Raw genomic sequence first — 25,673 nt, forward strand, 5'->3', positions numbered from 1 at the left:
GAGAAGCCCGCCGTAGCGGGCCTCCCGTGCTTACTGTGTTGCCAACGAATTACTCAACGCGGTTCCGAACACTGTGTTTGACCCCGGCACCAGCCGCCACATGTTGCGTAGCTGCTTGTGATAGTCCACCGGATCGACCTTGCCCGGCATGTGGCCGAGTACGGCCCCGGATGCTACATTGCCCGCCGCCCCTGCCCCGCGTCCGATGTTTTGGAGGAAGCCGATTGCTGCGACGGGGCTACTACTGCCGAACGTCTGCCCGCCAAAGATCGTATGCCCGAGGTCAAGCGTATCCGGCAGTAGGCCCGCCATGTTGACCATGACAGCGACACCCGTTGCCAACTTCATGCCGGACAAGTTCTCCTCCAGATACTTCTGCTTCTGCGTGGAGTCCATACCGACGGTATTTGCCTGTACCTTCGCGTAGTACAGCATCGCGCCCCAAGCAGTTGCCATCGTGAAGCCTACGGCCGCATTGCTATCGCCAATGAACACGTTACGAGCGAACTGCTTTTCGGCGGCGGTCACACCGAACCGGCGGAACTGCCCAATCAGCTTGCCGAACTCCTTCTCCGTGGCCCAACGCGGCGTTTCACCAACAAGCGCCCGCTGGACAACCTGCCATGTGGCACGGTGCAGCGATCCAATGAAAGCGTCCGCTGCGTACTGGTCATCCCACTTGTCGAAGTTGATGCCGTCGCCCTTCTTGCGGCCGCCGTCGTGCTTCGTCATCTGCGTGCGGATTCGGTCGATGTCCTGCGGCAAGATGCCCATGTCAGCGAGGCGCGCATCGGTGATGTGCCCCTTACCGTCACGAATCTTCGCCCACATGTCCTCGGCCAGAATCGGCAGCACGCCCCGGTGAACGATCTTGCCAACGAGGTTCAAACCAGACAGCGTACCGACGGCATTTGCCGATCGATCGGCCAGACGATTCAGCGTGCTACCTTCCGCGAGAACCGTTTCAGGCTTGAGCACGGAGTTCGTGGTCTGATCGATGTGCATGCGATGGTCAAGGCCGAGGGCACTGCCAGCGTACTCATGCAGCGTTGCCTTCAGCCCCTTCCCAGCGCCATCCGTGACCCCGGCGTACAGCGAGCGGAAGAATCCACCCACGCCAACCGTCGATGCGATGGTCGCAATGTCGGCCATTGCGTTGAAGCCCAGCTTACCCATCATCGTGACGTAAGCCCCGGTTTGGAGTAGCTTCGAGACACCGTGCTCTTGGTTGTTCAGGTTCCCCTGAAGCGACCGAATCAGGAAGTGGATGTTGTCCACGTCCTGCGGCGTTGCCCCGTCCTGACGCAGCGCGTCCAACAGCGCATCGACGTGCTGCGGGTCACGCAGGCCGCGCTTCGCCAGCGCGATGTTGCCCGACCACTTGGCAGCACTTCCGTTGACCATACGACCAATGTCGGTATCGATGTAGTCCAGCATGCGGACGCCGCCCTCCGCGTCTAGCAAGTCGAACTCGGTACGGGTGCGATCCTTGATAACGTCGGTCAGGCGCTGCTTGAATTCCGTCGCCATTTCCCACGACACCTTCGTACCGCGCCAGTCCTCAAGCAGAAGATCAGCAGCCACAGCACCGAAATGGTTGTCGGCACCATCGATCCGCGATTGCGGGTCTTTCATCGTCTGGTTCAAGTAGTGGTCAACCATACGCCCCGCCTTCTCCGAGGCCGTAGTTCGCAGTTCGGCCAGCGCTTCGGGCGTGTGGGGGCCGGTCGCCAGCATCTTGTCCAGCGCGGGGCCGACAACCTTCGCCTCGTACTGGCGACGCAAGATCGCCTTGAACGCGTTGAACTTCGGCACGTCATTGACGTACAGGTCGTTTAGCGCCCGGAAGTCCCACTTGTAAGGCATGTAGCCAACCCAACCGCCACCGTGGATGCCTTCGCTCTGCGCGTCCCCGACAGCCTTACCGTTCTCGGTCAGAGTACGCCAGTAGCCATCAAGCGCACCCGCGTACTCACGCACCAGCGGGTCTGCCGTGGACACGTACTCGGTGCCCGCCTGGACTGCTGCACGGTGCTTCAGACGCTCCTCGGCAATCAGCTTCCCTACGCGCTTCTGCGCCTCCTCCCCGCCACCCATTGCAGCGGCAGCCAGTTCCTTCGGGGTGAACAGCTTCGGCCAGATACGCTCATGGACTTCGAAGAAGGGACGCTTAAACGAATGCGTCATGATTTCCTTCTCGATTGCGGCCGACGAGGCGTGCTGACGGTTCATACCCGTCGCATCCTCGCCCAGCGCGGACGCCCACATACGCACGCCCTTGCTCTTTGACTGTGCCAGCAGCAGGCCCACGCTGTCCGCAATCTGCCCGAACATTCGGAACGCAGCGGTATCACGCACCGCACTGCCGTACCAACCTGCGGCGCGCTCACGTAGTTTGGCCGTCGCCTCCGGGCGTACCTCCTGCCAGTCGTCAATTTGCTTCTTGAACTCCTGTGCCAGCGCCGAGCGTACAATGTCATCACGCACGGGGGCGCTGTTGCGCACGCCTGCGGCGGCAGTGTCATGCAGCGGCGTGTCGATGAGCGTATCCGCCAAGCCAATTGCCTTGAGCAGCGCATTGGTCTGGTTCGCCGTAATGCCCAGCAAACTACGGACTAGGTCAACCGCCTTAGTCAGTAGGTGTTCGCCCTTCGACTTCATTGCGGCCAGATGGTCGATGAACTCCGTCTTACCGCTATACAGACCGGCCACAAACTCATCCACGTTCGACAGGTAGTAGCGGGTCTTCGAGTCGTTGCCCCTGTAGGCGGCAGCCGCTTCTGCGCGAAGCTTCTCCAATTCCCCAGCGATCTTTCCATGTGCTGAGGCGGGATTCGCCTTACCGTATTCGAGCTTCTTGACCGTAGCCGCGTGGGCCAACTCATGCAGCAGCACGTCGTCACCGGCCTTGCCGCCGAGCGACACAGAATGAGTCTTCGGGTTGTACGCACCCGTTACCGAGTCGTCGGCACGGCGGACAACAGACACATCACCGCGCAATTGCTCGTGCAAGCGACCGGCCAGTCCCTGCACCATTGGGTCGGCCGTGCCCGCTGCCATACGCGCCAGTTCCGCTTTACCGGAGGCACCGGCAACGGCCGCTTCCGTGTTCTGCGACAGGGCGCGCTCCTCACGGCGGATAGTCGGGATCGCCTCATCAGTCATCGAAGCCAAGGCCCGGCGCACGGCTGTAGCCATCGGCAACTGCGCAGTCTGCGGCGCGTCGATGGAAGCACGTTCGCGGCGCAGCGCTGCAAGCTGCGTTTCAATCTCGGTAAGGCGCTGGTGCGACTTTGCCGCCTCCGCATTCATTTCGATGAACTGAGACAAGCGTTCAACCTTGGCATGATGCTCGGCGGTGTACGCCTGCACATCGGCCGTCGCCTTCGCCTGCGCTTCCTTGAACTTCATACCGCCAGCTTGGTAATTACGGGTCAGCGCCTTGACATCAGCTTCGTCCGGTACGGAGCCAGCGAGCACGCCGAGTTCGTCACGGGCGGACGCAATCGCCCCCTTATCCGCGCCCTTGGCTGCCGTGGCGAGGTGCTGTGTACGCTCGGCCTCAAGCGCGGCCACGTCCGCGTCCAGTACATCCGCGAGACGGCGTGCGCCCGGCTCCACAACATCAGTCATACCGACTCGGTGCGGGCGGAATTCCGAAAGCATCGCCACCGGGTCCGCCGCGTACACACCGCCGTTCGGTACCGGGCCGCGTACGTCCAATGCACCGGCCTCTCGCACACCGCGCTCTGCGACTTCGGTTGCGGCCTTTGCCGCGCCGACGACAGCGGGATCGTTCTTGGGCACGGGGGCACCGCCGAATCGGTTTGCCAGCAAGTGACCGCCCGCGCCCAATGCTGCGCCGACGATAGACTGCTGAAGCACGCCGGACCAGTCCATGTCCTGATTGTTGGACGCCCGGATTGCCATTTCTATTGCGCCGTTCTCCGCACCGGCTAGTGCGGCGGAGCCGAGCAACCCACTGCTCATTTGTACACCGGCACGGGCCGCGATTGCCGAGCGCGCTGCGGCGACCGCACCACCAGTGCCCATCGTCGCAAGGATGACAGCCGGGTCGCCCATGCCCGCCGCTAATTGCGCGGTCGTTGCGCCGACCTTCTCCCATCCCTGTACAGCCGCAGCGCGGTTTTCGAACTCAGCGCGCTCAATGGCCCAGCCCATACGGCGACGCCATTCCGCTTCACTGCCAGAACCGAGCACGTAGTTGCGGAGGTCGTCGTTCGCCCAAACCTGCGGCGTCTGCTCGCCCATTGCACGGCTTTGGTCCGGCGTGATCGTCCAGTTCGGGTCGTCCGCCTCCCGGCTGAAAATGTCTTTGAGGCGGCCAGTGATGCCTCCCCACACAGCGGCTTGCACGAATGCCTCTCGCGGGTCAACGTGCTTCGTTGTCTGGTCGGCCACCTGTGCCCAACTGGATTGTTCGGCCTTCGCGGTAAGCGAGGTGTCTCCCGATCCGGTCACTTGGTCGAGTACGCTGCGCTCTCCGACAGTACCGTCCGCCATCTGACGGAACAGGCCGGACGCGGCTTGCGCCATCGCAAGCTTCTGACCGACCTTCGTCTGCTTCCCGGAGACAGGAGCAGGTGCTTCCCCGCCCAGCACTTTCGGTACGTACGCGTTCGTCTCGTCGTTGTTCCAGCGGTCGCGTCGCCAGCCAGCGCTATAGGCGCGCAAGGCATCCGGCAGATTGCCGAACTGACGCAGGTTCTCCGACATGACTTCGCGGTGAAGCGTCAGCGCATCATCAAAGTCAGACGGATTGAGTGCGCGGCCCACGCGAGCCTGCACAGCGAGCAACGTGTCAGGCATGACCTGCACATAGCCTCGTGCGCCCTTATTCGAAACAGCGTTCGGGTTCCATTCGCTCTCGACCCCGATCTGCCGGGCAGTCGTGCCACGCGGAATTCCCAGCGTGTCGTCGTTCGCTTGTGCTTTGTCGAGTTGGTCTTGAGTCGGCAGAAATGCCATGTGGTTCTCCAGAGTGGAACACGCATCGTGCGGCAGGCTCACGAGGAACCTGCCGGGGGTTGCGTGCTAGTTAAAAGGGGGTCTTGAGATATGCGTTGTATGCACCTTCGGGATCGGGTGCGGGACGACGGCCGTTGGCCTTCTTTTCGGTCAGATGCTCGATCCAGTGGGCGAGTCCGTCCGGGTCGTTCCGATCCCGGCCCGGCCCGACCTGAATCATTAACGGACCATGCGTCGTATCCGACGTAGACTTCGGAAACATGAACAGCATTAGCTGCCCCGCGCCGAGTTGTTCGCCGGACCGTACCTCGTAGTCGTCCGGGTCGAAGTTGCCGATATCTCCGCCGTTCTGGCGCACCTTCTCGGTGACGCGTGCCCGGATCATTTCCTTGAGCGCGTCCTGATAGATGCTCGTGGACTGGTTTCCTTTCCCCGGCAAGATGCGGTTCACGCTCGCGCCAAGCGACTCCTCGGCACGCACTGCCGGGTTGTGCAGGACGAACGCACCCGGCACGAAGTCGGCGTTACGGGTCACTTGCGACAGCACAATTTGACCGGCTTCGGCATAGTCCATGTGATAGGCCCGTGCGTACTGCGCGGCGAGCGGCGCGACCTGATCGGCCAACGCCTTCTTGTTCCCGTCGTTGAGTTCGAACGGGGTAAGCTGCCCGTGGCCTAGCATCTTCTTGAAGAATCCCGGATCGGCGTTGGACACGATCTGCCGCATCTGCTTACGATCAGCTTCCGTCGCGACAGCATGACCGCCACGGGCGATTACCTCTCGCTGGGCCACCAGTTGCTTCGGGTCATTGATATCGACTCCGCTGTTGAGCAACGCGACAACCTTCGGTGCTTCCTCCCCGAGATAGTGGGACAGCGCGGAAGCACCTCCGGTCGGTGACTTGTAAAGCATGGCCGCGTACTGAAGCGCTTGCTGCTGGTTCGACGTAGCCGGGCCGTTGCCGGACAGCAGACCGGGAATCTGCGTCTTGAAGATGGCCGACAATTCAGGCGGGCGCATCTTCTCCTCAGATGCCGACTGCCCCGCCTTGTCGAAGAACGTCTGCATCCGCACCGGGTCGCCGGACTGCACAGCCGAATGAAACGCCTCGTTCATTGCGTCGCCCACGGCCTTCGGGTCAAGCGTCAGACCATGCAGAGCATCGAAGCGGCCACTGTTGAATGCCGTGAGCGCAAGCGTGCCCGACTGGATGAAGTTCTCCTGCTTGCTCTGTGCGGCAGCCGCAGTCTTCTCCAGTGCCAGATTCCCGGAGAGCCACTGCTTGTACATGTGCGCCCGCTGGGTGTTGTTGATTAGCGGCTCGCTCGCACCAGTTTGCGTCTGATGGCGCTGGTTGTAACCATCCACAACGGCGTTGAACTCCTTGTCGCTGTGAATACCGGTCATACCGTGGGACAGGTTGAACTCGAATCCCGAGAGGTTGTTCAGGATATCGGTCACGGCCGGATTGCTCCGCGCATCCTTCTGCACGTAAGCCGGAAGCAACGACTCCAAGTGCTCACGGGCATCGCCGGGCAGCTTGCGCCACAGCGGCGATTCCTTCACCGCGGTAAACGCGTCGAAGTTGCCGCTATCGAGGTTGGCCTTCAGCGACCGAACCATGCCCTTCGTCCACGACTGTTGGGACTGGCCCGGTGCGGGTTCAGCCGACGCAAGGTAGTTCTCGTACGCGACCTGACGATCCTCGTCCGCCCAGCCAGTCTTTACCGATGCCTGTCGGGCAGCACGAAGCGCATTACCGTTGGTGACGTTGAGGTTGACCTGTTTGTCGGCCATGTCCTCCTGCTGCCACGCGATGTGCTCCTTCATATGCGTGGTCAGCATGCCGCCCCACCCTTCCGCAAGCTTCGCCTGGACAGTCGCATCCACGAGAGGATCGCCCGTGCTCTTGATGTTGCTGGCCTGCGAGACGAGGAACTTGCGCACCTCGTCCGGCGATTTCGTCTTCAGGTCTGGCATGGCCTGAAGGAAGTCCGTTTGTGCCTGAGTCACCGCCGTGGTAGCCGCCATCGCCTGAGCGCCGCGCACTGTGGCAGAGGGGCCAAAAATCTGCGTGTACCACGGCTGCTCCTTCTCCACGTCCTGAAGCGCTTGCCCCTGAGCGACCTTCGACATGCCTTCGAAGTACAGCCGCTTTTGCTCCGCATCGACGTACGGCTTCAGTGCGCCGTCAGACAGACGGTTCAGCGCCGTCAACGTCTTCAGGCTTGCGTCTGCGATACCGCCGAAGTTCGACTGCACGACGGCAGGGCCGGGACCGGTCGAAGCAGACCCACCCGCACCGCCGCCCCGAATCTGCGTTTGTACACCCGATTGCTGCGCGTCTGCATTCTGGAGCACCACGCTACCGTTACTGGACAATGCGAACGAGTCCGCCATCTACCCTCCTCTGTGAATTACAACGTGAACTTGTAAGCCGAGCCGAACCCGCTGCTACCGGTGAACCCGGCCCCGTAAGAGGCCGACGCGAGCGGTGTTCCTGCACCGAGTCCGAATAGCCCGGCAGAAGTGCTGCTTGCCGAACCGAAGCCGGACAGCAGCGAACTGACCGCACCGCCGATCCCGCCAAACGCCGCGCCGAGGGCGTCGGCCCCAAGTGAAAGAACACCCTGCGTGACGGCACTCGGTTGGTAATCTGCTTGCCAAAGCGGCGCGACAGTCTTCGACGCAATCGACTTGGTGAAGTCCATCGGTGCGAAAACCTGCCCCTCGTCCAGCGCCCGAATCGCACCGCTCATAAGCCCTGAGCGCTGAAGTAGTGCATCGAATGTGGTCTGCTGCTGGGAGTCCTGAATCTGCGACTCGCGACGTGCTGACGTGGCGGCGAGCGTTGCCTGAAGCATCCGGCCCGTCGTGCCACCTACACCTGACGCGGCGGCGGCAGCGTGCACAGCGCCAAGCTGCTCCGCCGATTGAAGCTGCCGCTCAAGGCTCCCCTGTACGAACTTGTCGGACATACGGGCCATATTGATTACCGAGGCGTTCACCGCCTTACCAGCGGAGTCGAGCTTCTGCGAGTTGGCGATACTCCGCTGCACACCGGAAAGCGCAACCTGCGCTGCCAACAGGGTATTGTTTGCCCCGCGCAACGCGTTCTCGCTCGCCACCTTGGCTTCAGCCAGCAGATTCTGCGAGTCGATTTGAGCCATGCCAATCGTCTTCTGCGCATCGTACGCAGCGTTCCGATTGCTGGCCCCGAGAAACCCGAACACTGCATCGGTTCCGGCCTTTACTACACTGCCCATCGGACCTCCTTACACGCGACGAGAGTTGTTGAAGAACTGCCCCACCCACTCGATAGCGGTGATGGTCATAGGTAGCCAGCGTCGGGATGCCATTCGCACACGGTGCTCCGTGTTGGCCCGCCCCACTGCCACGTTTAGGACGGTCTGAGACACCGGCTGCCGCCCGACTAGGTTGTTGCTGTGCCCGACAAGCCGACCATTGAACGACTTGACCTGCGCGGTATTGCCAGCGAACGTGACGTACCCTTCGAACCCGCCCGTGTCCGACACCGAGACTGTGTATCGCGTGATAACCAAGCGGCCGTTGACGATTGCGATGCCGTTCTGGTCACGAACGTACGGGGGAGTGATATCTACATAAGAATCGAATACCGCCCCGACTACTGCCGGTGGATCATCCCCACCCCCGAGCACGTCACCAACGAACGCGTCAACGTCAGCGATATCCGCTCCCAGCAGGCGGGCATTTCCGGCGTCAGCCGTGGCTGCTACGCAAACGTCCTCGCGGGGTGCATCGGCCTTACGCAGGAATCCCGAGTTGCTGTAGAAGTCATATACGCGACGTTGCATGTCGAGGTACGGTGCTGCGGCGAGATTGGCGTCAACAACGAACTGCTCACATGCCACCCATGTCTCCGTACCACGAGTGCGCAAGGTGAACGCGTAGAGCGTCGCTTTGTAAACGGTGATCGCGATGATTCGCCCAACCGTCTTTGCCCACGCCCATCGCGACCACGAGTCGTAGACACGAGACTGCGTACCCGGTTGATCGATGAACGAATAGACGTACAGGCCATGATCGTTACCGTCTGTGCGCAGAAACACCGTAGCCGGTGCTGCCAATGCTGCGAACTCCACAGGCTTGCCCCGCAAGTACATGTCGAGTTGCTGGCTGACCTTGTACGTCTCAGGTGTGTCTTGGAACAGTCCAAGCTGGAACTGACTCACGCTAGTCGAGAACTTCGAGTTCCCAGCCTGCGCTGGCGCGCTGGCGTACTTGCCGTAGAACAGCAGGTTTCCGATGACAACCGGCTGCGCCTGTGTGGAATCGCGCTCACTAGCTGACGTGGTGATCGCAACCGACTTCGGCGTGAGCACTACACGCCCCGAGATTGCGTACTGCTTACGCTCACCGAACATGAACAGGTCTTTGCTGTACGTCACGCTGCGCGTAATGATGTCGTCCTCCGCACCGAGGGCGTACGCTTCAATCGGATCATCGTCAGCAAGCGTAAGCATTGATCGACGGAACCAGTTGAAGTAGTCGCCCGTGCGAGACATGAACACGACACCATTCGCGACAATCACAAGGCGATCTTGGAAGACCGTCAGTAGCGAAATTCGACGCCCAAAGAAGTAAGGGACCGCCCCCTTCGAGTCGAGGTCGCCAGTACTGCTCGCTGCGAATCCGGGAACCTCCCCACCCGTCGCGGCGGCGAGTGCCGTTGGCGAAGAAGCGAGGGTGAACGTCCGGCCATCGGCTGAAATGACGCCAAGGGCGAACACCTGCCCCGGCGTGACCGTCTGTGCCGGTGCCTCCTTCCATGTAACCGTCTGCCAACCGGCATTCGTGGTGTCCGCGACGGCGCGCATGTAGTACGGGTCCGCCCCATTGGTCGGACGTACGCGTACCACCTTACCCGGTGCGTGGATGCTGGATAGCTTGGACGGGTCGTCGACCTCAGCGAACACGCAGCGCAGCAGCGTGCCGTCGCCAGAGTCCGTTCCCGACGCCTTAGTCGCTCCCGAAAATACAAGGGTGCTACCGATGACGTACTGCTCGGTGAACCCGGCAGCCGACAGCGCCTGCGATAACTTAGTTGCGATGCTCTGCGGCTGAATGTCTCGCGCAGCGTCACCGATCCACTTGTTTACTGCCGAGTTATACGCATTTACACGGTCGTTGACCTGCTTCTGGTAGTCAGTTGCTGTAGATGGGATATCGGACGTGTCGAGAAGCCCTTGATAGCTGGAAGTCATCGTCGTGTAAGACGCGGTAATCGTCTTGCCGTCCGACTTGCGTTGTACCGTCACCGTATAGGTGCGGCTGTACTGCCCGCCCCGAATCCAGAACACACCGTTCCCGCTGGTTGCCGCGTAGTCATCGACTACGCTGTACCCCGGCCCCAGCTTGTTCGACGCCATGACGACGTACTGCCCGACTGTCGTAACCGCCGATAGGCCGCCGTAAATCCACGGTTCCAACGCCGTAGGGTCGGCATACGCCACGTTTAAGAATTTTCCGGTGTCCTTGTTGAGGACGTAGCAAAACGGGAGGTTGTCAGCCTTTGGCCGCTCCGCAGATTGGTACACGAAGCTGTACTCCGTGCCTTCGATGTAGAAGCTGTACTCCCGGTACTGACGAGCGTATTTCTTCTGGTCATCCGACAAGCTAACGCCGGGGATTACCCGCTCGTCCATCGTCACGGAACCATGGCGGCGTGCCAGCCCCCGCACCGGGTCGGAAACCATGTTGACCTGTTCGTAGTGCTGCCCCGGATGGCGTGCCTGCGGGATCTGTTCCGACACACCGCGCACCACACTTTCATAGCTCGAAACGACCTTAGCCATTACCAACCACGACGCGTGTAGCGCGTCACCGGGCTAATCAAGCGCAGCTTCGAAAGTGCAGACGGTGCGTTGAGGAAGTTGATTCGCTCGTTGCGGATGTTCTCGGCACTCAGTACGTTGAATGCCTGTTGATAAGCACCGCCGAGCTTGCTGTACTTGTCCCGGTCACCGTCGAACGCGGCTTGGAAGTCGAGCGCCGTACGCGCACATACGACGTGCTGCGCCATCATCGGCAGGTCCGCGAAGGGAATTTCGCGGACAACAATCGCCCGAACCACGCCGCCGATGCCGGAAACAAACGCCCGCATGTCATACGTTGACTTCGTACGGTCATACAGACGACGGCCACGAGCAACGACTGCCGGATACGCCGTTTCGACGTTGATCTGATCAGCAGGTAGGTAGATGAAACCGGTTGTCGAGTCCGGCACGAGTTCGATCAAGTCTTTGTTGAACCACCACCCTCTCGACTGCTCAAGCGTGTTAGAGGTGTTCAGCTTGTTAATTGCGGCAGCGACTAGCGGGTGATCAAGATCGATTGAGTTGATGGGGGATTCGCCCATCGTGTCGAGGCACGCATTGATTACGTCAAGTTGCGACAAGGCCGCCATCTGTGCTCCTGAAACGAAAAATGCCCCGCACTGCTGTTCGCAGCCGGGGCATAGAGTTCGGGTGACTTGCTGATTAGGCGGCGGCCTTCAACACGCCAGCGAACGCCGGGTTGTTCGGGGTAACGCCGAAGCTCAAGTGGGCGTCGATGTACCACATCTTCGACTTCTCGTCATAGAACACAGCCGGGGTCAGCGGGATCGTCTCACCAGCCAGCAGAGCACGCGGCGAGAACACCGTGCCGATGGTCTTCGTGAAGTCGCCGTCGTAGGCGTTGCCGTTACCGGCGTTCGACAGTTCGTGACCGGTAATGACGGTCGTCGGGACGTTGTTCGAAAGGAAGATCGGAACACCCGCAGCGCTGAGCGACTTGGTGCGAATTTCCGTGCCTTCCGAGGTCTTGAGCGTCGAGTCGATGAGGCGGTTGTTCTTCAGGAGCGTGTAGAAGTACTTCGGCTTCAGGACGATAATCATGTCGTCCTCAACCGGGTCAACGTCCTTCTCCGACATCTCCGCGAACATATCCAGCAGCTTCGATTCCAGCTTCGCCGGATCGGTCTCATCCGAGGCGGCATTCATCGTGGTCACGGTGCCCGGCTTCCAGCCCTTCGGGTAGGCCGCCATATCGCTGATTTGCGCGGCCTTGAGCGCTTGGATGAAGAACGACTGGTCGAAGAACTTCGAAATCTTCTTGCCGTGCTCCATGCCGATATGTGCGCGGGCCTCGTACGCCGACTGGAATTCGTCCAGCAGGAACGTGGTAGCACGCGCATTGATGAGCGTATCGACGGTCAGCTTGACCTTCGAGAACTGCACAACACCGCTGTCCGGCTCGGTGCCCGGCGTCACCTTCGAAAGCGTCGATTCACCGACTTGGTAGTTGCTGATCGTGGAGGTTCCCTTCACCGGGCGAATCGGCACGAAGTTGCGGATGATCGACTTGCGTTCGATGGTGCCTTCGACCACGCCGCCGTATTCTTCGATGTGAAGGGCGAGCGGATTGGTTTCTGCCGGTGCCGAGCCGATCTGTGCGTTGGTGCCGGTCTGGAGATTTGCACCCGAGCGGGTGACGTTGGTGTAGCTGATGCCCATTCGATTTCCTTATCGTTATTTCGAACGACACGCCACGGGATGTGTGTGTCTTTCTAGGCGACCAAAATGCGAAAGGGCCGCCCGAAGGCGGCCCCATGAGGAGGAAGCGAGGAGGCGCTATGCGCCGTGTATCAACCGCGCCAAGCTGCGCGGCGTTGCTGGAGTTGGCGGTAATCCGGGCTGGATTCGAACGACGGACCAAGGCGCTCGCGCAAGGCATGCACTTCGCGGCCGTAACTGCGCTGGTCAAGCGGCGAAAACGGCTGGGCAGTGTTGGCCGCCGCGTCGGAGCGGACTGCCGACCGTTGCGGGGGAGACGTGACGCCCGACGAATTGCGGTAGCCATTCACCAAGAAGTGCGCCATCGCCTCGGCCATAATCCCGCCCGCCGCGAGCGCGTCGTTTGCTGCCTGCTTCTCGGTTGGTTCGGCGTTGGTGCTGGCCCACTCCAGAACCGCGTCCCACTCCTCACGGCTACCTGCGGCGGCGACACAAAGCGCGCCCGTGGCCTCCTGCTTTTCACGCTCCGACGCTGTGTGCGTCTCATAAAATTGCTGGGCCAGCGCGATGTGCGCCTCCCAACCCTGAATCCCCTTCTCGGCCAATGCGGCGCGCAGCATGTCGAAGTCACCGCCCATGGCCGCCTGGACGGCAGGGTGCTTATCCGACATACCGTTCCGGCCAAGGAAGCCCAGCACGAGGTCGAGCTTGTCGTCACCCGACGGGGCATACTCGAACGCCTCACCAAAGGCGGGCGATTCACCAGCAACGCCTGCTACCGGTTGCGCGGATGCGCTCTGCGCCGGGGGCGTGGTCGCCGTTACCGGTGCCGTTGCTGCGGCGGCTACTGCTGCCGGTTGGCCTGCGGGCGCGCCAGTGACTTCGGTCGTGGTTACTTCAGTGGTCATTACTTATCCTTGCGGCGAATTTGCATTGAGGAATGCCGACGACACAGGACGGGCAACTTGTTGTGCCAGTGCTGCGGCTTGCTGGTTTTCCAGTTGAGCCTTCTGTTCATCGGGGGATTTGATGTACTGCGTGGAGTCGACACCACGACCGGCGAAGATCGCCTGTGCGATAGCGTCCATCTTGAGAACGAACTGAGCTTGCGGCGGCAGACCAGACAACGCAGCCAAGTCCATAATGCAAGCCTTGAGGTTGTCCAAGTCGCCGTTGCGCGAGAGAGCGTCGAGGCCGGTAACAATGGTCGGCTCAATTTCCGTCTCGCCCAACTTGACGCCAGTGAGTTCCACCAGCCAGTAGGCCATCGGAAGCTGGAAGTCGATAGCGAGTCGCGAGTAGACGCCGCCAAGCGCGGTTTCCAACTCATTCGCCACCAACCGCACTTCTTCGGCGGTGACACGCTCGGCATCGCGAATGACCGAAGCCCCCAACAAGAACGTGCGGCCAAGCCGGTTGACGTACTTCGTCGCAACCGTATCCACGAACTGCATGTTCGCGCCGGTTCCCGTGATGAGCGGGATAATGTCGTCCTTGACGCCCGGCAGTGCTGCACCGTTCTCGGAGTTCTCTAAGTCCTTCGCATTCGTCTGGCCTGCCGGATTCACCAGCCAGCGGAACTCGGATGCAAGGATCGCGCCCTTCACTTCCGACTCTGATAGCACAGACAGCGCTGCGAAGTCGCCCGAGTTCTGCTCAACTAGACCGGTGCCGTAGTCGTTCTCGTCTGCGAGTTCCCACGTTAGCACCCGGTACGGAAGGTCTTTCTCGGAGTACGTCCCTTGGAATTGCGGCCCGAGGTCAAGGTCACCAATCTGAGTCGTCTCGGTGTACCGCTCCTTCTCCCCGTCCCAGCGAATCCACTTGAAGTACGAGACTTCAGTGCAAGTCGTCGGATCAAGCGGGTTCATCCGCCCGTACTGCTGCGGCTTAACGGACTTCAGGTGCGCCTGTACGTCATGCTCCAACTCATCGAATCGCACCTTCTCGTGGATGACGATTTCGATAATGCGGCCGGTCATACTGCGCTTCACCACGAAGCGCTTCAGCCCGAGCACACGCATGGGGGCGTCTTTCTTCTTGCCCAAGACAATCAGGCAGTTTCCAGTGATGATGAGGTGTTTGAGCGCGAGGTAGAGTTTCGGGCGAATGCCCATCTTGTCTAGCTGCTTGATGCAGTTGCGCTCTGCGACGGCGAGTTGACCTTGCAGCGATTCGACCGGCACATCCAGCCGGGTCATAAGCTGCTGCAACAATTGCGAGGGTACGTCCAGCCGGAAGAAGGGCCGGGAGGGGGCGAACAACGCGAGCATCAGCTTGTTTGACAGGTTGTTGACTAGCTGATTACCCAGCGACTGGAAGTCGGTTTGAAGTTCTTCGCTCTGTTCGTTGTAGCCCTGCGGAGGGCAAATAATAGGTTGGGTAAATGCGGCGTATTTTTCACAGCGGGAAAGCAGGGCCGTTCGCTTGAGCGACCCGGCCTCCCACGCCTGCTGCGCGGTGTACAGCACTAGCTCAGGCGGATACCCACACCGCCACTGTCACGCCCACCAACGCCAGATGCAGCGCTACGCTGGTTGAAGTACCGGCGTCGCGGATCGGACTCGCCTTGATCGCCAACTTGAACAGACACCGGTTTGCTGTCGGGCGCGGCGTCCGCCTGAAGCTGCGATGCTTCATTGGCCGCTTGCTGCTGGGCAACCGAGTTCTGTAGTGCATTACGCGACGCCTCGGCTTGTTGCTGAAGCTGCTGCTGCATCAGCCGAGTGTTCTCCTGCTGTCCGGCAATCTGAGCATCAGTCTGCCGCTTGAGTTCTGCGGCTTGCGCGGCAGCAGCTTCAGCCATGCCGCCGTCGCCACCACCGCCTCCGAAGCCGAGTGCCTTTGTCACCCCGCGTACGATTCCTCCCATACTTCTCCTTCTTAAATGCGTTGAATTAGGGTAGTGGCTTCGCGCCGGAAGCCATACCGCTCGTAGACCCTCACTAGCCGGTCATCGCTGGGCAGAGCGGAGCCTGCCACGATTACGTCGCACTGGTTCTCTACGGCTAACGCACGCAGTGCCCTGATCGCGTCGGTGAATCGACCTGGCGACTCCGGTACGCGGAGCACCAGCATTTCCTCCAACGCTCGGACGTTCGGGTTGTACCAAGGCGTACCTACGCCGTAGCAAACCAGATACCCGGATACGAGAACGGACGCGACTGTCCGCTTGAGCAACGAGTCCGCAACGTGTGCGGGGTCAATCAATTGCGTCCACTGCTTGCCGCGCTTCTTGATTACTTCGGCTTCAGAGAACACGCGCCCGATGATCGCTTGCCACTGCTCCGGCGAGTAATCATCGGGATACAACATAGCCTTCACGCAGCAGCTTCAGCACCGTTTGAATGCCTAACTGCGCCCCGGCCTGCAAGTCCGTAGTAGAACTGGTGACTACGGGCGGGGTTAGCTTAGATTCCAGCGCCTTGTAAGCTTCCGGGTCGAGCCGGACAACAACTTCTTCATTCATAGGGGCGGGCTCCGTTTTCTGTGTCTTTCTAGGGTGCCGAAATTGAAAACCGATTCGGTTCCCTAGAAAGATCACACCATCATGCGAAGAAGAACGGGCTGTCGAGCACGCCTTTGATATCCAAGTCGCCGCGCTTCGGTGGATTCGAGAGGCCATCGAAGCGGCTGCGGAACGAATCGAGCGGATCACTTTCTTCATACATACCCACGAATGTTTGTCGGATCGTGCGATAGAGCTTCCCGGCGTCTGCGGCGTGCGTGCCGTAGTCATCGTGAATCATCGCGAGAGAGTTCACGCCTCGGTTCTTGCACTCCAGTACCGTCAGTACCAAGTGCGCGGCATCCATCGAGTGAACGAAGTTGGGGGCAATCCCGTTCTTGTGGCGGGATTTGCTCGGCTCGTCGCCGGTTAGTCCGATCTTGACGCGGGTCGCGCCGAACAACAGAGAGCGCACGGAGACAACCTCTACCTCGTTGTAGACCTGCACCACAGGAAAACCCGAGGGAGCCGTCCAAGATATCTGTTGCGCACCGGAGCGGACTAGCGACGTTGCAGACTTCTGAAGCCACGCCATAGCCGACGTGGCCGCGACCACCACTTCTCCGATGGCATCCCAAACCAGATGGGAAAGAAATCCTGCCGCCGTCGTGTACTCGTCCGGGTTGAACTCCGGTGCAGAGCCGGTACGGAGATAGTCGGCCTCAATGAACTCAGCACAGGAGAATCGCGTAGAGCCGTATGGGAGCGTCATAACAGAGCGCTTCACTAGCTTCCGGTTCATACCGTGTGAAAGCCACTTGCTACGGAAAACCAAATCGCGCTCAGATAGGTCAGACGGATTCAGGTCGGTGAGTTTCCGCTGTACTACGTCTGCGACTTGCTGGTAGATATCGTTCGGTCGTGCAGCGCGTACGAGGTTAACCGCCCGTCCGCCGACAGAATCTCGAAGCATTGCCGAGAAGTGCTGAAGGCCGTTGCAACTACCGTCGAACCCAACCGGGATTCGAGAGACGAAAGTGTCAGGGCGTCGTCGCCACTCAGCGTACTCGATGCACCACGCAAGAAATTGAAAGGGCGAATCTGCTTCCGACCAGTCGCGGTTAGCGATAGGGTCGTCGGCGTAGGAGAGGATGAATCGTTCATTGTCGTTGACCCACTTGATGCGTTCCTCGAACGGAACTTTGTCGATACCGAAGCGGTTGGCTCCGTTGATCTTGAACCAGCGGACTGCTTCTTCGTCGTGGAGCGGTTTCCCTTCCGCGAATCGCAGCATCGCCTTTTGCAAGTCGCTGCCCTGCGGGGAGACGCCTGTAGTCATGGCGTACAGGCGACCTCGGAAGTCCGCTTGGTAGACGAAGTAGATGGCCGGGTAGTCCCGGTACTTCAGCGCCGTACGCATGGCGGTATCGAACCGGCCCCACTTCACACCACGCTGCACCCTGCGGTTATGCCAAAGTGCAGCCTCACGCTTCCACTTCTTGAACTCAACCTGCTGCTGCTCGGTAAGTACCAGTTCCTTGATCTTCGCTCCCGGAGGCAACCACACGGGAACCGGCGGTCGTTCCTCACCCTCAGCGGAAACAATCTCAGCAACGTCTCGCTTCGAATGCCTGGACAACTCCTGCACTGCTGCGAGCAAGTCCGCGTTGATCTGCCAAGGGACTCGCTGGAGGTGATTGATACCTTCGAGCACGCGTCCCATGTCAGCCGACTTGATGGCCTCGCGGGCCTGTCGGATGTGGATGCGGTGCATGTTGATGCAGTGCGGCATCTGCCGACGCATTTCCGGCGTGTGGTATCCGCCGTCGTTCACCGCGACCCAATCCTTCGGCGGTTCGATACACGGTTGGTGGAACGGCATCGACATGGCGACTGCCTCGCGCACCGTGGATACGACTCTCTTGGCATCGTCCGAAAGGCTCACGAAGTAGTATTCCCGGTGCTTACCCTTCCGGCTAACCCGCTGCTGTACCACTTCGATAAGGCCGATTTCCCGCATCAGTTCAACAAGCCACAGGCCGACCTGTTCGCGCTCCGGGTTCGTCCACATCGGGATAGGAACCTCGTTCTCGTTCGCGCTGTGGCGTAGCGTGTTGTAGCGGTGACGCGCACTCTTACTGCGTCGTTTGTCGAGGTCATGGGAGATTTCCCAAAACAACTCGGGGTTGATGTGTTCGAACGTTGCGAGCACCAGTTCGGCGTAGACGCTACGACCGACCGTACGACCGAGGTCGCGGGCATCGTTGTCGTCGCCACCGGCTACGCAATGTACGAGAGCGCTGCGAACCGCGATGAACGCAACCGATGCCGGGTCGAGCGGCTTCACGAGTGCGACGTGTGCCGCCCGGCGTCCAGCGCGACCTGTCTCAGCAAGTGATGCTTCGATCAGGTCACGCACCGGGATAAGCCAACGACGGAAGACGGCGTTCGTGTACGGGTTGCTTTCGACGCGGCCCTCCTCCTCGTTCTTCGCCATCATGCGAAGTGCGCGGGTGCGGCCTGCGTCGCGGATTTGCGCTTCTAGCTCGGTCTGAGTTTCAGGCCGACGCTCCAACCTTATGCGATGGCGAAGCTGTCTGCTTGACGCTCAAGGTCGGCAATGGTGCCGTTGTTCGCCACCAGTTCCACCAACAGGTGAGACAACGATGCCGGTCGCGTGTAGTTCGTAAGCTGCTCGGCAAGGTTCTCGCTGACGTGTTCGTTGACTCGCACCACATCCTTGCGGGTGACGCAGATGCAGCGGTCCAACACAGCGGCCTCGTGCTCGAACCGGAAGTCAGTAACGATGACGATGCCCGGCAGACTGCGCCACTGGTCAACCGCCAGTTCAACCCACAGCGTTTTGCGAACGCGCTGCCCGCCCTCGGTGCCGAGAATCTGCATGAACTCGCGGGGGCTAATGCTGATTGCGGAGCGACCGGCGTCATCAAACATGCGCGGTTCAAGGGCTTCGATGGTGTACGTCCACAGCAGGGCACGGTCGTTGTCGGTCAGGCGACCCTGCAAGTACGACTCGATGGCGTTGAAAAGGCGGTCGCTCAGTACCGACCAGTTGAACAAGACGCGCTTCTCTTTCTTCGCACGGTCGTGAACGTCGAAGCCACAGCCCGTTGCGATATGGCGAATGAAGTCCGCGAACCCGCCAATACGCGCCGTGGTGCCTGCGTTAAGGTAGCTGCGCTGAAGTGCGCGGGCGAACGTGTCCTTGCCAACACCGGCTAGGCCGGTGAGGCCGATGATTTTTGCCAAATGGATTCCTTACGAGTGGAGGTTGCTACTGCCCTTCTGTCAGGATGACTTCGAGGCCGGGGTCAGTTGATGAGGAGGTTGGCGCGGGCGGCCTTACCGTTCACGACTTGTCGACCACGCGACCAGCCACCGCAGTCATTGCAGCGGTAACGGATGTAGCGGCTGACTTGGGTATGCCGATAGCCCTTCTGGATGACGTTGTGACTACCGCACTTCGGGCACGCTGGACTCGTGGGGTTCGAGAACGCCGCCACGTTTGGATGACCTTCCATCCACGGCCGCAGCTTCAAGTACAGTTCCTCCAGCGACACCGTGTCCTGAATGTTGTACTTCTTCATTTCAGCCCACGCCGCACGATTACCGGCAAGGCATTGCTTCCACAGTTCGAAGCCGGGGAACTGAGCGTGCTCCGACTTCTTCTCCGTACACAGTTGGTCGGTCAGATACACCAGCCGGTTCGAGGTGAAAGCGAAGTGCTTGCGGGCCTCCAGCATCGTGTCGATGATGACGTAGGGGGACGGCGGCTGTAGCCCGTTCAGAATGAACCGCGCATTGATCTTGCGCATGTCGAACTTCTTGCCGTTGTGGGCGACAACAATGTCCGCCTCGTCCAGCAGGCGATGCAGCTTGAGCATCAGTTCGTAGTCGTTCTCCATGTCCTTTGCACGGGACTGGTCGTGATAGATGACGCGCTTCGCGCCTAGCCACTTCGCTGAGAACGAAAGCAAGTACCAGTCATGTTCGATCTGGTTCAGGCCGACGTTCTCCTTCCAAGTGCGCCACACGTTCGCAAGGATAGGGGCCGTCTCAATGTCTGCTACGAGGATGCGGGGTTTGGTCACTCGATGTGGGCCTTTGGATCAGGAGATACTGCGTTGGATTTCGTCGGCAATAACTGCGCCGATCTTTTTCGCCACCGATTGCACGATGTACTCGCGGGGAATTTCGGATGCGCGGAAGTACCGATCGGCAGGCGTATCGACACATACATACAAGTCCGTGCCGTTGATGGTGACGACAAGTCGCCATTCGTCCACCCTGCGCCACTCGCTGAATGACTTCGACCACTCGCGGATCGGGATACGGAGGTCAGGCATCTGCACATCCCCCGGCAATGCGTGCCTTGCGGCGTGCCTCTCGGGCCTTCTTGTTGCGCAGGTCGCGCTTTTGGTCTTCCGTCTTGTACGTCGGATGCAACACGTTCGATGGGAACTGCTGGTGGAATTCGAGGTAGTCCGCGACGCCGCGCAGAAACTTGATCGGATCGACGCCGCCGCCGAGGCGGGAGGCCCAATTCTCCAAGCGGCCAAGTACCGCGTTTTCCCACCGATTCAGCACGGCACGAATGCAGCCGGTCTTGTGGCAGTGATCCAGTACCGGGTCGGTGATCTGGAGGCCCGTGATCGGGCTAGTGTTGTTCTGCTCGCGCAGCATCTTCGTACGCTGCGGCTTGAGCATTGATGCGGTTAAGCGTCTCACGCTGCTCCTTGACACGAATGATGAGCCGATCCAGCGCAGCTTTGATGCTGGCCTTGGCCGGGACGATGCGGAGCATGTCCGCAATGGGGGCGTTGCTTGTGGTGCGAAGCCACAAGAGCGCTGCTTGTTCAACGAAAATGTCTGGGGCGTCCGGGCCGAACTTCGTGGCGTAGGCTGTCGCCACCACGCCATACGCCTCATCGTTACAAGCGGTTCCGGCAAGAGCCTTCGTCGCCTTTTCCTCCCCGACCTTCGGGATACCGGGGATGTTGTCCGCTGAGTCGCCCTGGAGCATCTGCAACCAGAACCACTTGTGCCCATAGACGAGGCCGTTGTACGGGCCGATGACTTCGTACGCGCCTTTCGGAACGTGGGTGAGGGTGAAGTCCGTCCAGTCGATGTGAATGCCGGGCAGCATCCGCATGTCCTTGTCACGCGTTGCGATCACGGTATCGAACAGTGGATCGCGGGACGTGTACGCAGCGAGAGCCATGCCGTCGTCGGCCTCGCGGTCGTCCCACATGGCGCGCTTGAAGCGCACGTACTCGGCACGCTCAAGGTAGTCGCGGAGCACCTGCCAGTTCTTCGGCTTGCTGCCGGATCGCTGACCTTGGTACGGCTTGCACTGCGCAATCAGGAAGCGCTCGCCTTTGGTGCTTGCTGCTGCGGTGAGGTGTAAGGTTGCCGAGGCGCTGCCGGACATTTCCCGGAACGCTTCAATCCGATCTGCCGCCACCCGGCGCGCAACCCCGGCTTCCATGTCATCGCCACCGGCAGCGAAGTACGCGAGGTAGTCGCCGTCAACATGGACGACGCGCTCGGGGACTTGCTCTGGGATGACACTGCGGGGGTCAGGCTGGGCGGCTGCTGCGGCGTCGATGGCCGCAGCGATGTGGTCAGGCAGCAATCAGAACTGTGCCAACGGGTCGTCTTCGTCTGCGGCAGGCGACTCGTCAACCGGCTCGTCCTGCGGCTGCGGCTCGGGCTTCGCTGCCGCTTTCGCCTTGGCCGGAGTGTCAGTGCCGCCGATATCGACTTCACCTTCGAGCAAGACTTGCATCGGGCTACCCTGCCAGTTCTTCGCCGTCATGATCGCGTTCTGGAACACGTTCTTCGACTTGGCCGGTGCAATCACTTCACCGGTCTTCTCGTCCTTGCGCTCCGGGTACTCGCCGTCGATGTAGATGCTGTCCCACATCGCTTTCGACGGGAAGTCCCACAGGAAGCACTTCGGCTCCGTGATCGGGTCGCTGACCTGCACACGCTTCGTCTCGCCCGTCTCCGGGTCTTCGACCAACGGAGCACGCACGGTGAAGGCTTTCGTGTTCGGGTCAACGAGGTCGGCTTCGATGCCCTTGCCGCCACCCTTCTTATCGAACTCACGGTGGAAGATATTGCCGAGGTAGGCATTGCCCAACAGTTCGGCCATGATCTTCGCCTTACCGTCGTAGTTCATCGCCTTGAACAGCTTGTAGAAGCCAGCCTTTTCACTGAGCGACTTGTTCAGCTTGACCGTGATGCGTTGCGGCACGACCGTACCGTCTTCCAGCTTACGAGGTTCGTGCTTCGGGCCGGACAGTTCGAAGACCAGCCACGCCTTCTCGTTGGTCTTCGGCTTTCCTTGGTACTGCCCCTCGTGCTTGCCCATTTCGATATAGCCAACGAAGCGCAGGCGCACAAGGCCCGTCGCCGGGGGCGTGTAGTCGCCACCGCCGCCGCCCTTCGTTGCAACGTTCATGTCTTGGGATTGGGCTGCTGCTTGCTTTACTGCGTCTTGGAGATTGAACGTCATTAATCAGTATCCTTGTAGAAGAATGAGAATCGCGACCAGTGCTTCCGCACCGAAGATGTAGAGCTTTAGTGCTGCCACGAGGGGGTGTGGCCGCCGATGAATCGCTTACGAAGCCAAGGACGCAGCGCGTCGCATGCCTTCGAGAACACCGGGTCGGTGATCTTTTCTTCGTCCATCATCGAAGCGCCCCAAACGGTGTCGCTCGGCACACCGATGGGCAGTTCCCACTTGAACCACCACTCCATGAACGTGCTGGCTTCTTCCATGCAGACGTGCAAGAGGGCCGCAGCCTTCGCCGCAACGCTCTTGTGGAAGTCGCCGTACTCGGCGTCGTGAACCTGATTCACGAGGAGCGCGAGGCCGTCGAAGTTTTTGAAGTGATAGAAGGCGCGGACTGACAACCACATCGCGGCCTTGGCCCATTCGCCGCCCGATCCCTGAACCGGATAGTTCTTGATTTCCGTAGGCGAGAACGACGCGAGTTGCCCACGCTCGGCTAGGAACTTCGGAGCGGGAGACTCGTAGAAGCAGTAGCGCTTACCGTCCGGCGTCCTGTAATACGACTTGCCAAGCTGTACCGTCAGGCCGCGAATGTCGGGGTGAGCCACTACCTTGCCGGTAGGTCGCCGCCCCTTCTTGAGCGTAGTTGTCATAGCGTCGAAGAACGCGTTGACTTCCGGGTAGCGTGCATCCTCTGCGTCGGCCAGCGCTTGCACTTCGTCCTCGGACATACCGGTGGACCGGGCAATCGTCTTGACGCCTGCACCATAGGCACGCTGGAAGCTGAAGACCTTGGCCTTCGTGCGCTTGTAATCCCAATCAGGATCGCCCTCGACCTTGCACTTGTGGAACACTTCGTCGTATTCCATGTGCTCCTTCGCAGCCAGACGCACGCAGTGCATGTCCTTGCCTGTTCGCAAGTCTTCGATAAGCTGAAGCGCATGGGTAAGGATGGCTTGGATGTAGACTTCCAGCGACGAGAAGTCGGACTGGCAAATCACACCGTCGTCGCCCCAGCGGGAAGCGAGGATGCGCTTCACATCGGACTTCTGCCCCTTCGGCACATTCTGAAGGTTCGGGTTGCTGGACGACAGGCGGGCCGTGACGGTGCTCGTCATGTTCAGCATGTGGTGGATGATGCTGTCCAACTGCACCATCGTGAGCATGCCGACGTGCTCCCCCTTCTTCTCGTCGTACCGGATGAAGTACGTACCCAAGTCCTTCGTCATCGCCTGGACTGCTGCGAGCGACTTCAGGAACGGGATATCCCGGCTGCCGAGTTCTTCGATGACTTCGGACGACGTGGAGTACACACCCGGATCGCTGCCCGCCCATTTCGCATCAGGCTCCGTGAAGCCGTCGAACCGGTAGATGAACTTCTCCATCCGCGACTTCGGCTTGGAGAGGTCGTTGACCTTGACCTTCTTCGTCTTGGGCTGGCCCTTGTTCTTGCCGCCCGCGAACGTGGCAACCACCAGTCCGTGCGCCTCCACTTTCTCGAAGCTGGCGGTTGTGCCGTCTTCAAGTAGGTAGTGCGTCTCCTCCTTCTGTGCATAGACCTGCTGACCGGCGTCGTCCAGCACCGGGGCGCGGGCCTCGTACGTGACGTTGCCGCCAAAAATCAGGGCAGACTTGTGGAAGCGGCTATTCCAGTTGAACTCGAACGGTAGGCCATCCGGCAGGAACGCCGAGAGCGTCGTCAACTCACCGGCCAGTCGCTCGGCCAATTCCCCGGCGAGCTTGTGGCCTAGCTCCGTGTTGACGTACATGCCATTGCGCTCGGCTTCGATGGTGAAGATGAGCGCGCCCATATTCAGGAGGATGCTGCGGAGTTGACCGTTTGCCTTGGCCTTCTCGTACTGCGCCCGGAACACGAGTTCGGTGTTGCCGATATCACCGTGCTCCCACTGCCCCGCCTCATCGGTACGTCCGACCAGATAGCGCATCAGCAGGTCTTCGGGAATGTCGATGGTCTGAACCCCCGCCTCCCACAACGCTTTCACTTCATCGAGCTTGACGTTGCCACCGTAGGCCGGGGCAATCTCGTCCAACGCGAGCATGTGCGAGGACTGCTCCATCCCTGCCAGTAGATACTCGGCAAGCTGAATGTCCCACACAATGCCGCCGCCAGCCACGAAATCCATCCACGCCGACAGGTTGGCCTGCGCATTGGAGTTGGGGTTAGCGATGGCGTACAGCAGGTCGAACTTGATGTTCTGACCGACCAGCAACTTCGTACCGGCCAGCAGCTTCGTGAACCAATCATTCGGCAGGTTCTTGCAGGCGGCTACCCGCGCCTCTTGGGTGTCGCCGTCAGGGAAGTACTCGCCGAAAACGCGCTCACCTGACGAGTTCAGATTTTGGTCGGAGAGTTTCCCCCGGCACCATCCGTGGCATACGACATAGTTCTCCGGCGAAAACGGATTAGCTTTGCGCTTGTATTCCGTCTTGGTCGAAGACTCAATGTCCCATACGGTGTAGTTCAACCGGGCAGCCCGAAGAATTTCAGGATGCTGAACTTGGGACGCTGCTCGAACGATGCACAGTGCTCCCCCTTCCGCGCCGAATATGCAGTCGTGTAGTACACGTCCTCACCGCCGTTCACATGGTCAGGCTTGCGGGTTGGGTTCGCCCGACATTGCGCTGAAATCCCGTAGCCCGCATGTACATAAATCTGCGCCTTGCGGAAGTGCTTGCATTCAACGCACGGCGGCGTCGGTTTCTGGAAAGCGATCATGCGACCTCCACGATGGTTCTCGGCTGGGTCAGCGCCAGCAGTTCGGCCTGCGCTTCCGGGAGGAGGCCAGCAAGCACCTGCTCCTGATAGCCCCGGCGCAGATTGGCTTGGTAAGCGTCTGCAACAGTGCGCTCGATGCGCTGATTCGTTTCCAGATTCGTCTGGTATTGCTTCAGGTCAACCTTGCTCACGATCCACTGGTAGCGATGCTCGCTGTTCGGCTCGATTCGCAAGTCACTGTGCTGCTCAACCACTTCGACAACCTTGTAGTTCTCAGCGACCTGAACCACGGCACGATCCCCGGCAAGCAGCACAAGGTCCGTCACGTATATGTAGGTCTTTTCCAGCGGCGCACCTTGGAAGCGCACGCTAACGGTGCGAATGCCTTCACGCAGAAGCGCGGCGATGTTCTTGTCCAT

The 25,673-nt window shown here is 60.2% G+C and carries 21 protein-coding genes; all 21 read right to left on the reverse strand.

Annotated elements, in window-relative coordinates; genetic code table 11:
* Nucleotides 1-30: 30 nt before the first annotated feature.
* Entirely contained in the window at nucleotides 31-4,989 is a 4,959-nt protein-coding gene (locus AB870_RS15065; protein ID WP_047905342.1) for a transglycosylase SLT domain-containing protein, read from the reverse strand.
* 70 nt (nucleotides 4,990-5,059) lie between these two features.
* On the reverse strand, nucleotides 5,060-7,390 hold the full coding sequence (locus tag AB870_RS15070) for a hypothetical protein (protein ID WP_047905343.1): 2,331 nt from the start codon (nucleotides 7,388-7,390) through the stop codon (nucleotides 5,060-5,062).
* A gap of 17 nt (nucleotides 7,391-7,407) precedes the next feature.
* Entirely contained in the window at nucleotides 7,408-8,256 is an 849-nt protein-coding gene (locus AB870_RS15075) for a virion core protein, T7 gp14 family (protein WP_047905344.1), read from the reverse strand.
* A gap of 9 nt (nucleotides 8,257-8,265) precedes the next feature.
* Nucleotides 8,266-10,827, reverse strand: a complete 2,562-nt coding sequence (locus AB870_RS15080) for a phage nozzle protein (RefSeq protein ID WP_047905345.1) — start codon at nucleotides 10,825-10,827, stop codon at nucleotides 8,266-8,268.
* A complete protein-coding gene (locus AB870_RS15085; protein ID WP_047905346.1) occupies nucleotides 10,827-11,438 on the reverse strand; it encodes a hypothetical protein in 612 nt (203 codons plus the stop codon). The genes AB870_RS15080 and AB870_RS15085 overlap by 1 nt, the downstream gene beginning before the upstream one ends.
* Nucleotides 11,439-11,511: 73 nt before the next feature.
* Nucleotides 11,512-12,528 carry a capsid protein gene (locus tag AB870_RS15090; RefSeq protein WP_047905347.1) on the reverse strand — a complete coding sequence of 339 codons (1,017 nt, stop codon included), beginning with the start codon at nucleotides 12,526-12,528 and terminating at the stop codon, nucleotides 11,512-11,514.
* Between the two features lie 131 nt (nucleotides 12,529-12,659).
* A complete protein-coding gene (locus AB870_RS15095; protein ID WP_053059393.1) occupies nucleotides 12,660-13,436 on the reverse strand; it encodes a hypothetical protein in 777 nt (258 codons plus the stop codon).
* A 3-nt stretch (nucleotides 13,437-13,439) separates the two neighbouring features.
* Nucleotides 13,440-14,999 (reverse strand): portal protein, encoded by a 1,560-nt coding sequence (locus tag AB870_RS15100; protein ID WP_047905348.1) that lies wholly within the window; start codon nucleotides 14,997-14,999, stop codon nucleotides 13,440-13,442.
* A complete protein-coding gene (locus AB870_RS15105; protein WP_157112347.1) occupies nucleotides 14,999-15,334 on the reverse strand; it encodes a hypothetical protein in 336 nt (111 codons plus the stop codon). Before AB870_RS15105 ends, AB870_RS15100 begins: the two co-directional genes overlap by 1 nt.
* A 77-nt stretch (nucleotides 15,335-15,411) precedes the next feature.
* Nucleotides 15,412-15,843, reverse strand: coding sequence for a hypothetical protein (locus tag AB870_RS15110; protein WP_047905350.1), 432 nt, complete (start codon nucleotides 15,841-15,843; stop codon nucleotides 15,412-15,414).
* Nucleotides 15,827-15,997, reverse strand: a complete 171-nt coding sequence (locus tag AB870_RS26805; protein ID WP_167362707.1) for a hypothetical protein — start codon at nucleotides 15,995-15,997, stop codon at nucleotides 15,827-15,829. Before AB870_RS26805 ends, AB870_RS15110 begins: the two co-directional genes overlap by 17 nt.
* 79 nt (nucleotides 15,998-16,076) lie before the next feature.
* The gene (locus AB870_RS15115) at nucleotides 16,077-18,476 is read right to left on the reverse strand and encodes a DNA-directed RNA polymerase (RefSeq protein ID WP_237169953.1); all 2,400 of its coding nucleotides are present in this window, start codon (nucleotides 18,474-18,476) and stop codon (nucleotides 16,077-16,079) included.
* 77 nt (nucleotides 18,477-18,553) lie between these two features.
* Nucleotides 18,554-19,246: a deoxynucleotide monophosphate kinase family protein gene (locus AB870_RS15120; RefSeq protein WP_047905353.1), complete on the reverse strand. Its 693-nt coding sequence runs from the start codon at nucleotides 19,244-19,246 to the stop codon at nucleotides 18,554-18,556.
* Between the two features lie 62 nt (nucleotides 19,247-19,308).
* The gene (locus tag AB870_RS15125; RefSeq protein WP_237169954.1) at nucleotides 19,309-20,031 is read right to left on the reverse strand and encodes a ribonuclease H-like domain-containing protein; all 723 of its coding nucleotides are present in this window, start codon (nucleotides 20,029-20,031) and stop codon (nucleotides 19,309-19,311) included.
* 75 nt (nucleotides 20,032-20,106) lie between these two features.
* Entirely contained in the window at nucleotides 20,107-20,343 is a 237-nt protein-coding gene (locus AB870_RS15130; RefSeq protein WP_047905355.1) for a hypothetical protein, read from the reverse strand.
* Nucleotides 20,336-20,680, reverse strand: coding sequence for an endonuclease domain-containing protein (locus tag AB870_RS15135; protein ID WP_047908245.1), 345 nt, complete (start codon nucleotides 20,678-20,680; stop codon nucleotides 20,336-20,338). Before AB870_RS15135 ends, AB870_RS15130 begins: the two co-directional genes overlap by 8 nt.
* Complete coding sequence (locus tag AB870_RS15140) at nucleotides 20,655-21,632, reverse strand: hypothetical protein (RefSeq protein ID WP_174554728.1); 978 nt, start codon at nucleotides 21,630-21,632, stop codon at nucleotides 20,655-20,657. The genes AB870_RS15135 and AB870_RS15140 overlap by 26 nt, the downstream gene beginning before the upstream one ends.
* Entirely contained in the window at nucleotides 21,633-22,517 is an 885-nt protein-coding gene (locus tag AB870_RS15145) for a hypothetical protein (RefSeq protein ID WP_064674844.1), read from the reverse strand.
* Nucleotides 22,518-22,582: 65 nt separating this feature from the next.
* Nucleotides 22,583-25,003, reverse strand: coding sequence for a DNA polymerase (locus AB870_RS15150; RefSeq protein WP_047905356.1), 2,421 nt, complete (start codon nucleotides 25,001-25,003; stop codon nucleotides 22,583-22,585).
* Nucleotides 25,000-25,254 carry a hypothetical protein gene (locus tag AB870_RS15155; RefSeq protein WP_047905357.1) on the reverse strand — a complete coding sequence of 85 codons (255 nt, stop codon included), beginning with the start codon at nucleotides 25,252-25,254 and terminating at the stop codon, nucleotides 25,000-25,002. The genes AB870_RS15150 and AB870_RS15155 overlap by 4 nt, the downstream gene beginning before the upstream one ends.
* Nucleotides 25,251-25,673 carry a hypothetical protein gene (locus AB870_RS15160; protein WP_047905358.1) on the reverse strand — a complete coding sequence of 141 codons (423 nt, stop codon included), beginning with the start codon at nucleotides 25,671-25,673 and terminating at the stop codon, nucleotides 25,251-25,253. The genes AB870_RS15155 and AB870_RS15160 overlap by 4 nt, the downstream gene beginning before the upstream one ends.

Source organism: Pandoraea faecigallinarum, assembly GCF_001029105.3.
Lineage (GTDB): Bacteria > Pseudomonadota > Gammaproteobacteria > Burkholderiales > Burkholderiaceae > Pandoraea > Pandoraea faecigallinarum.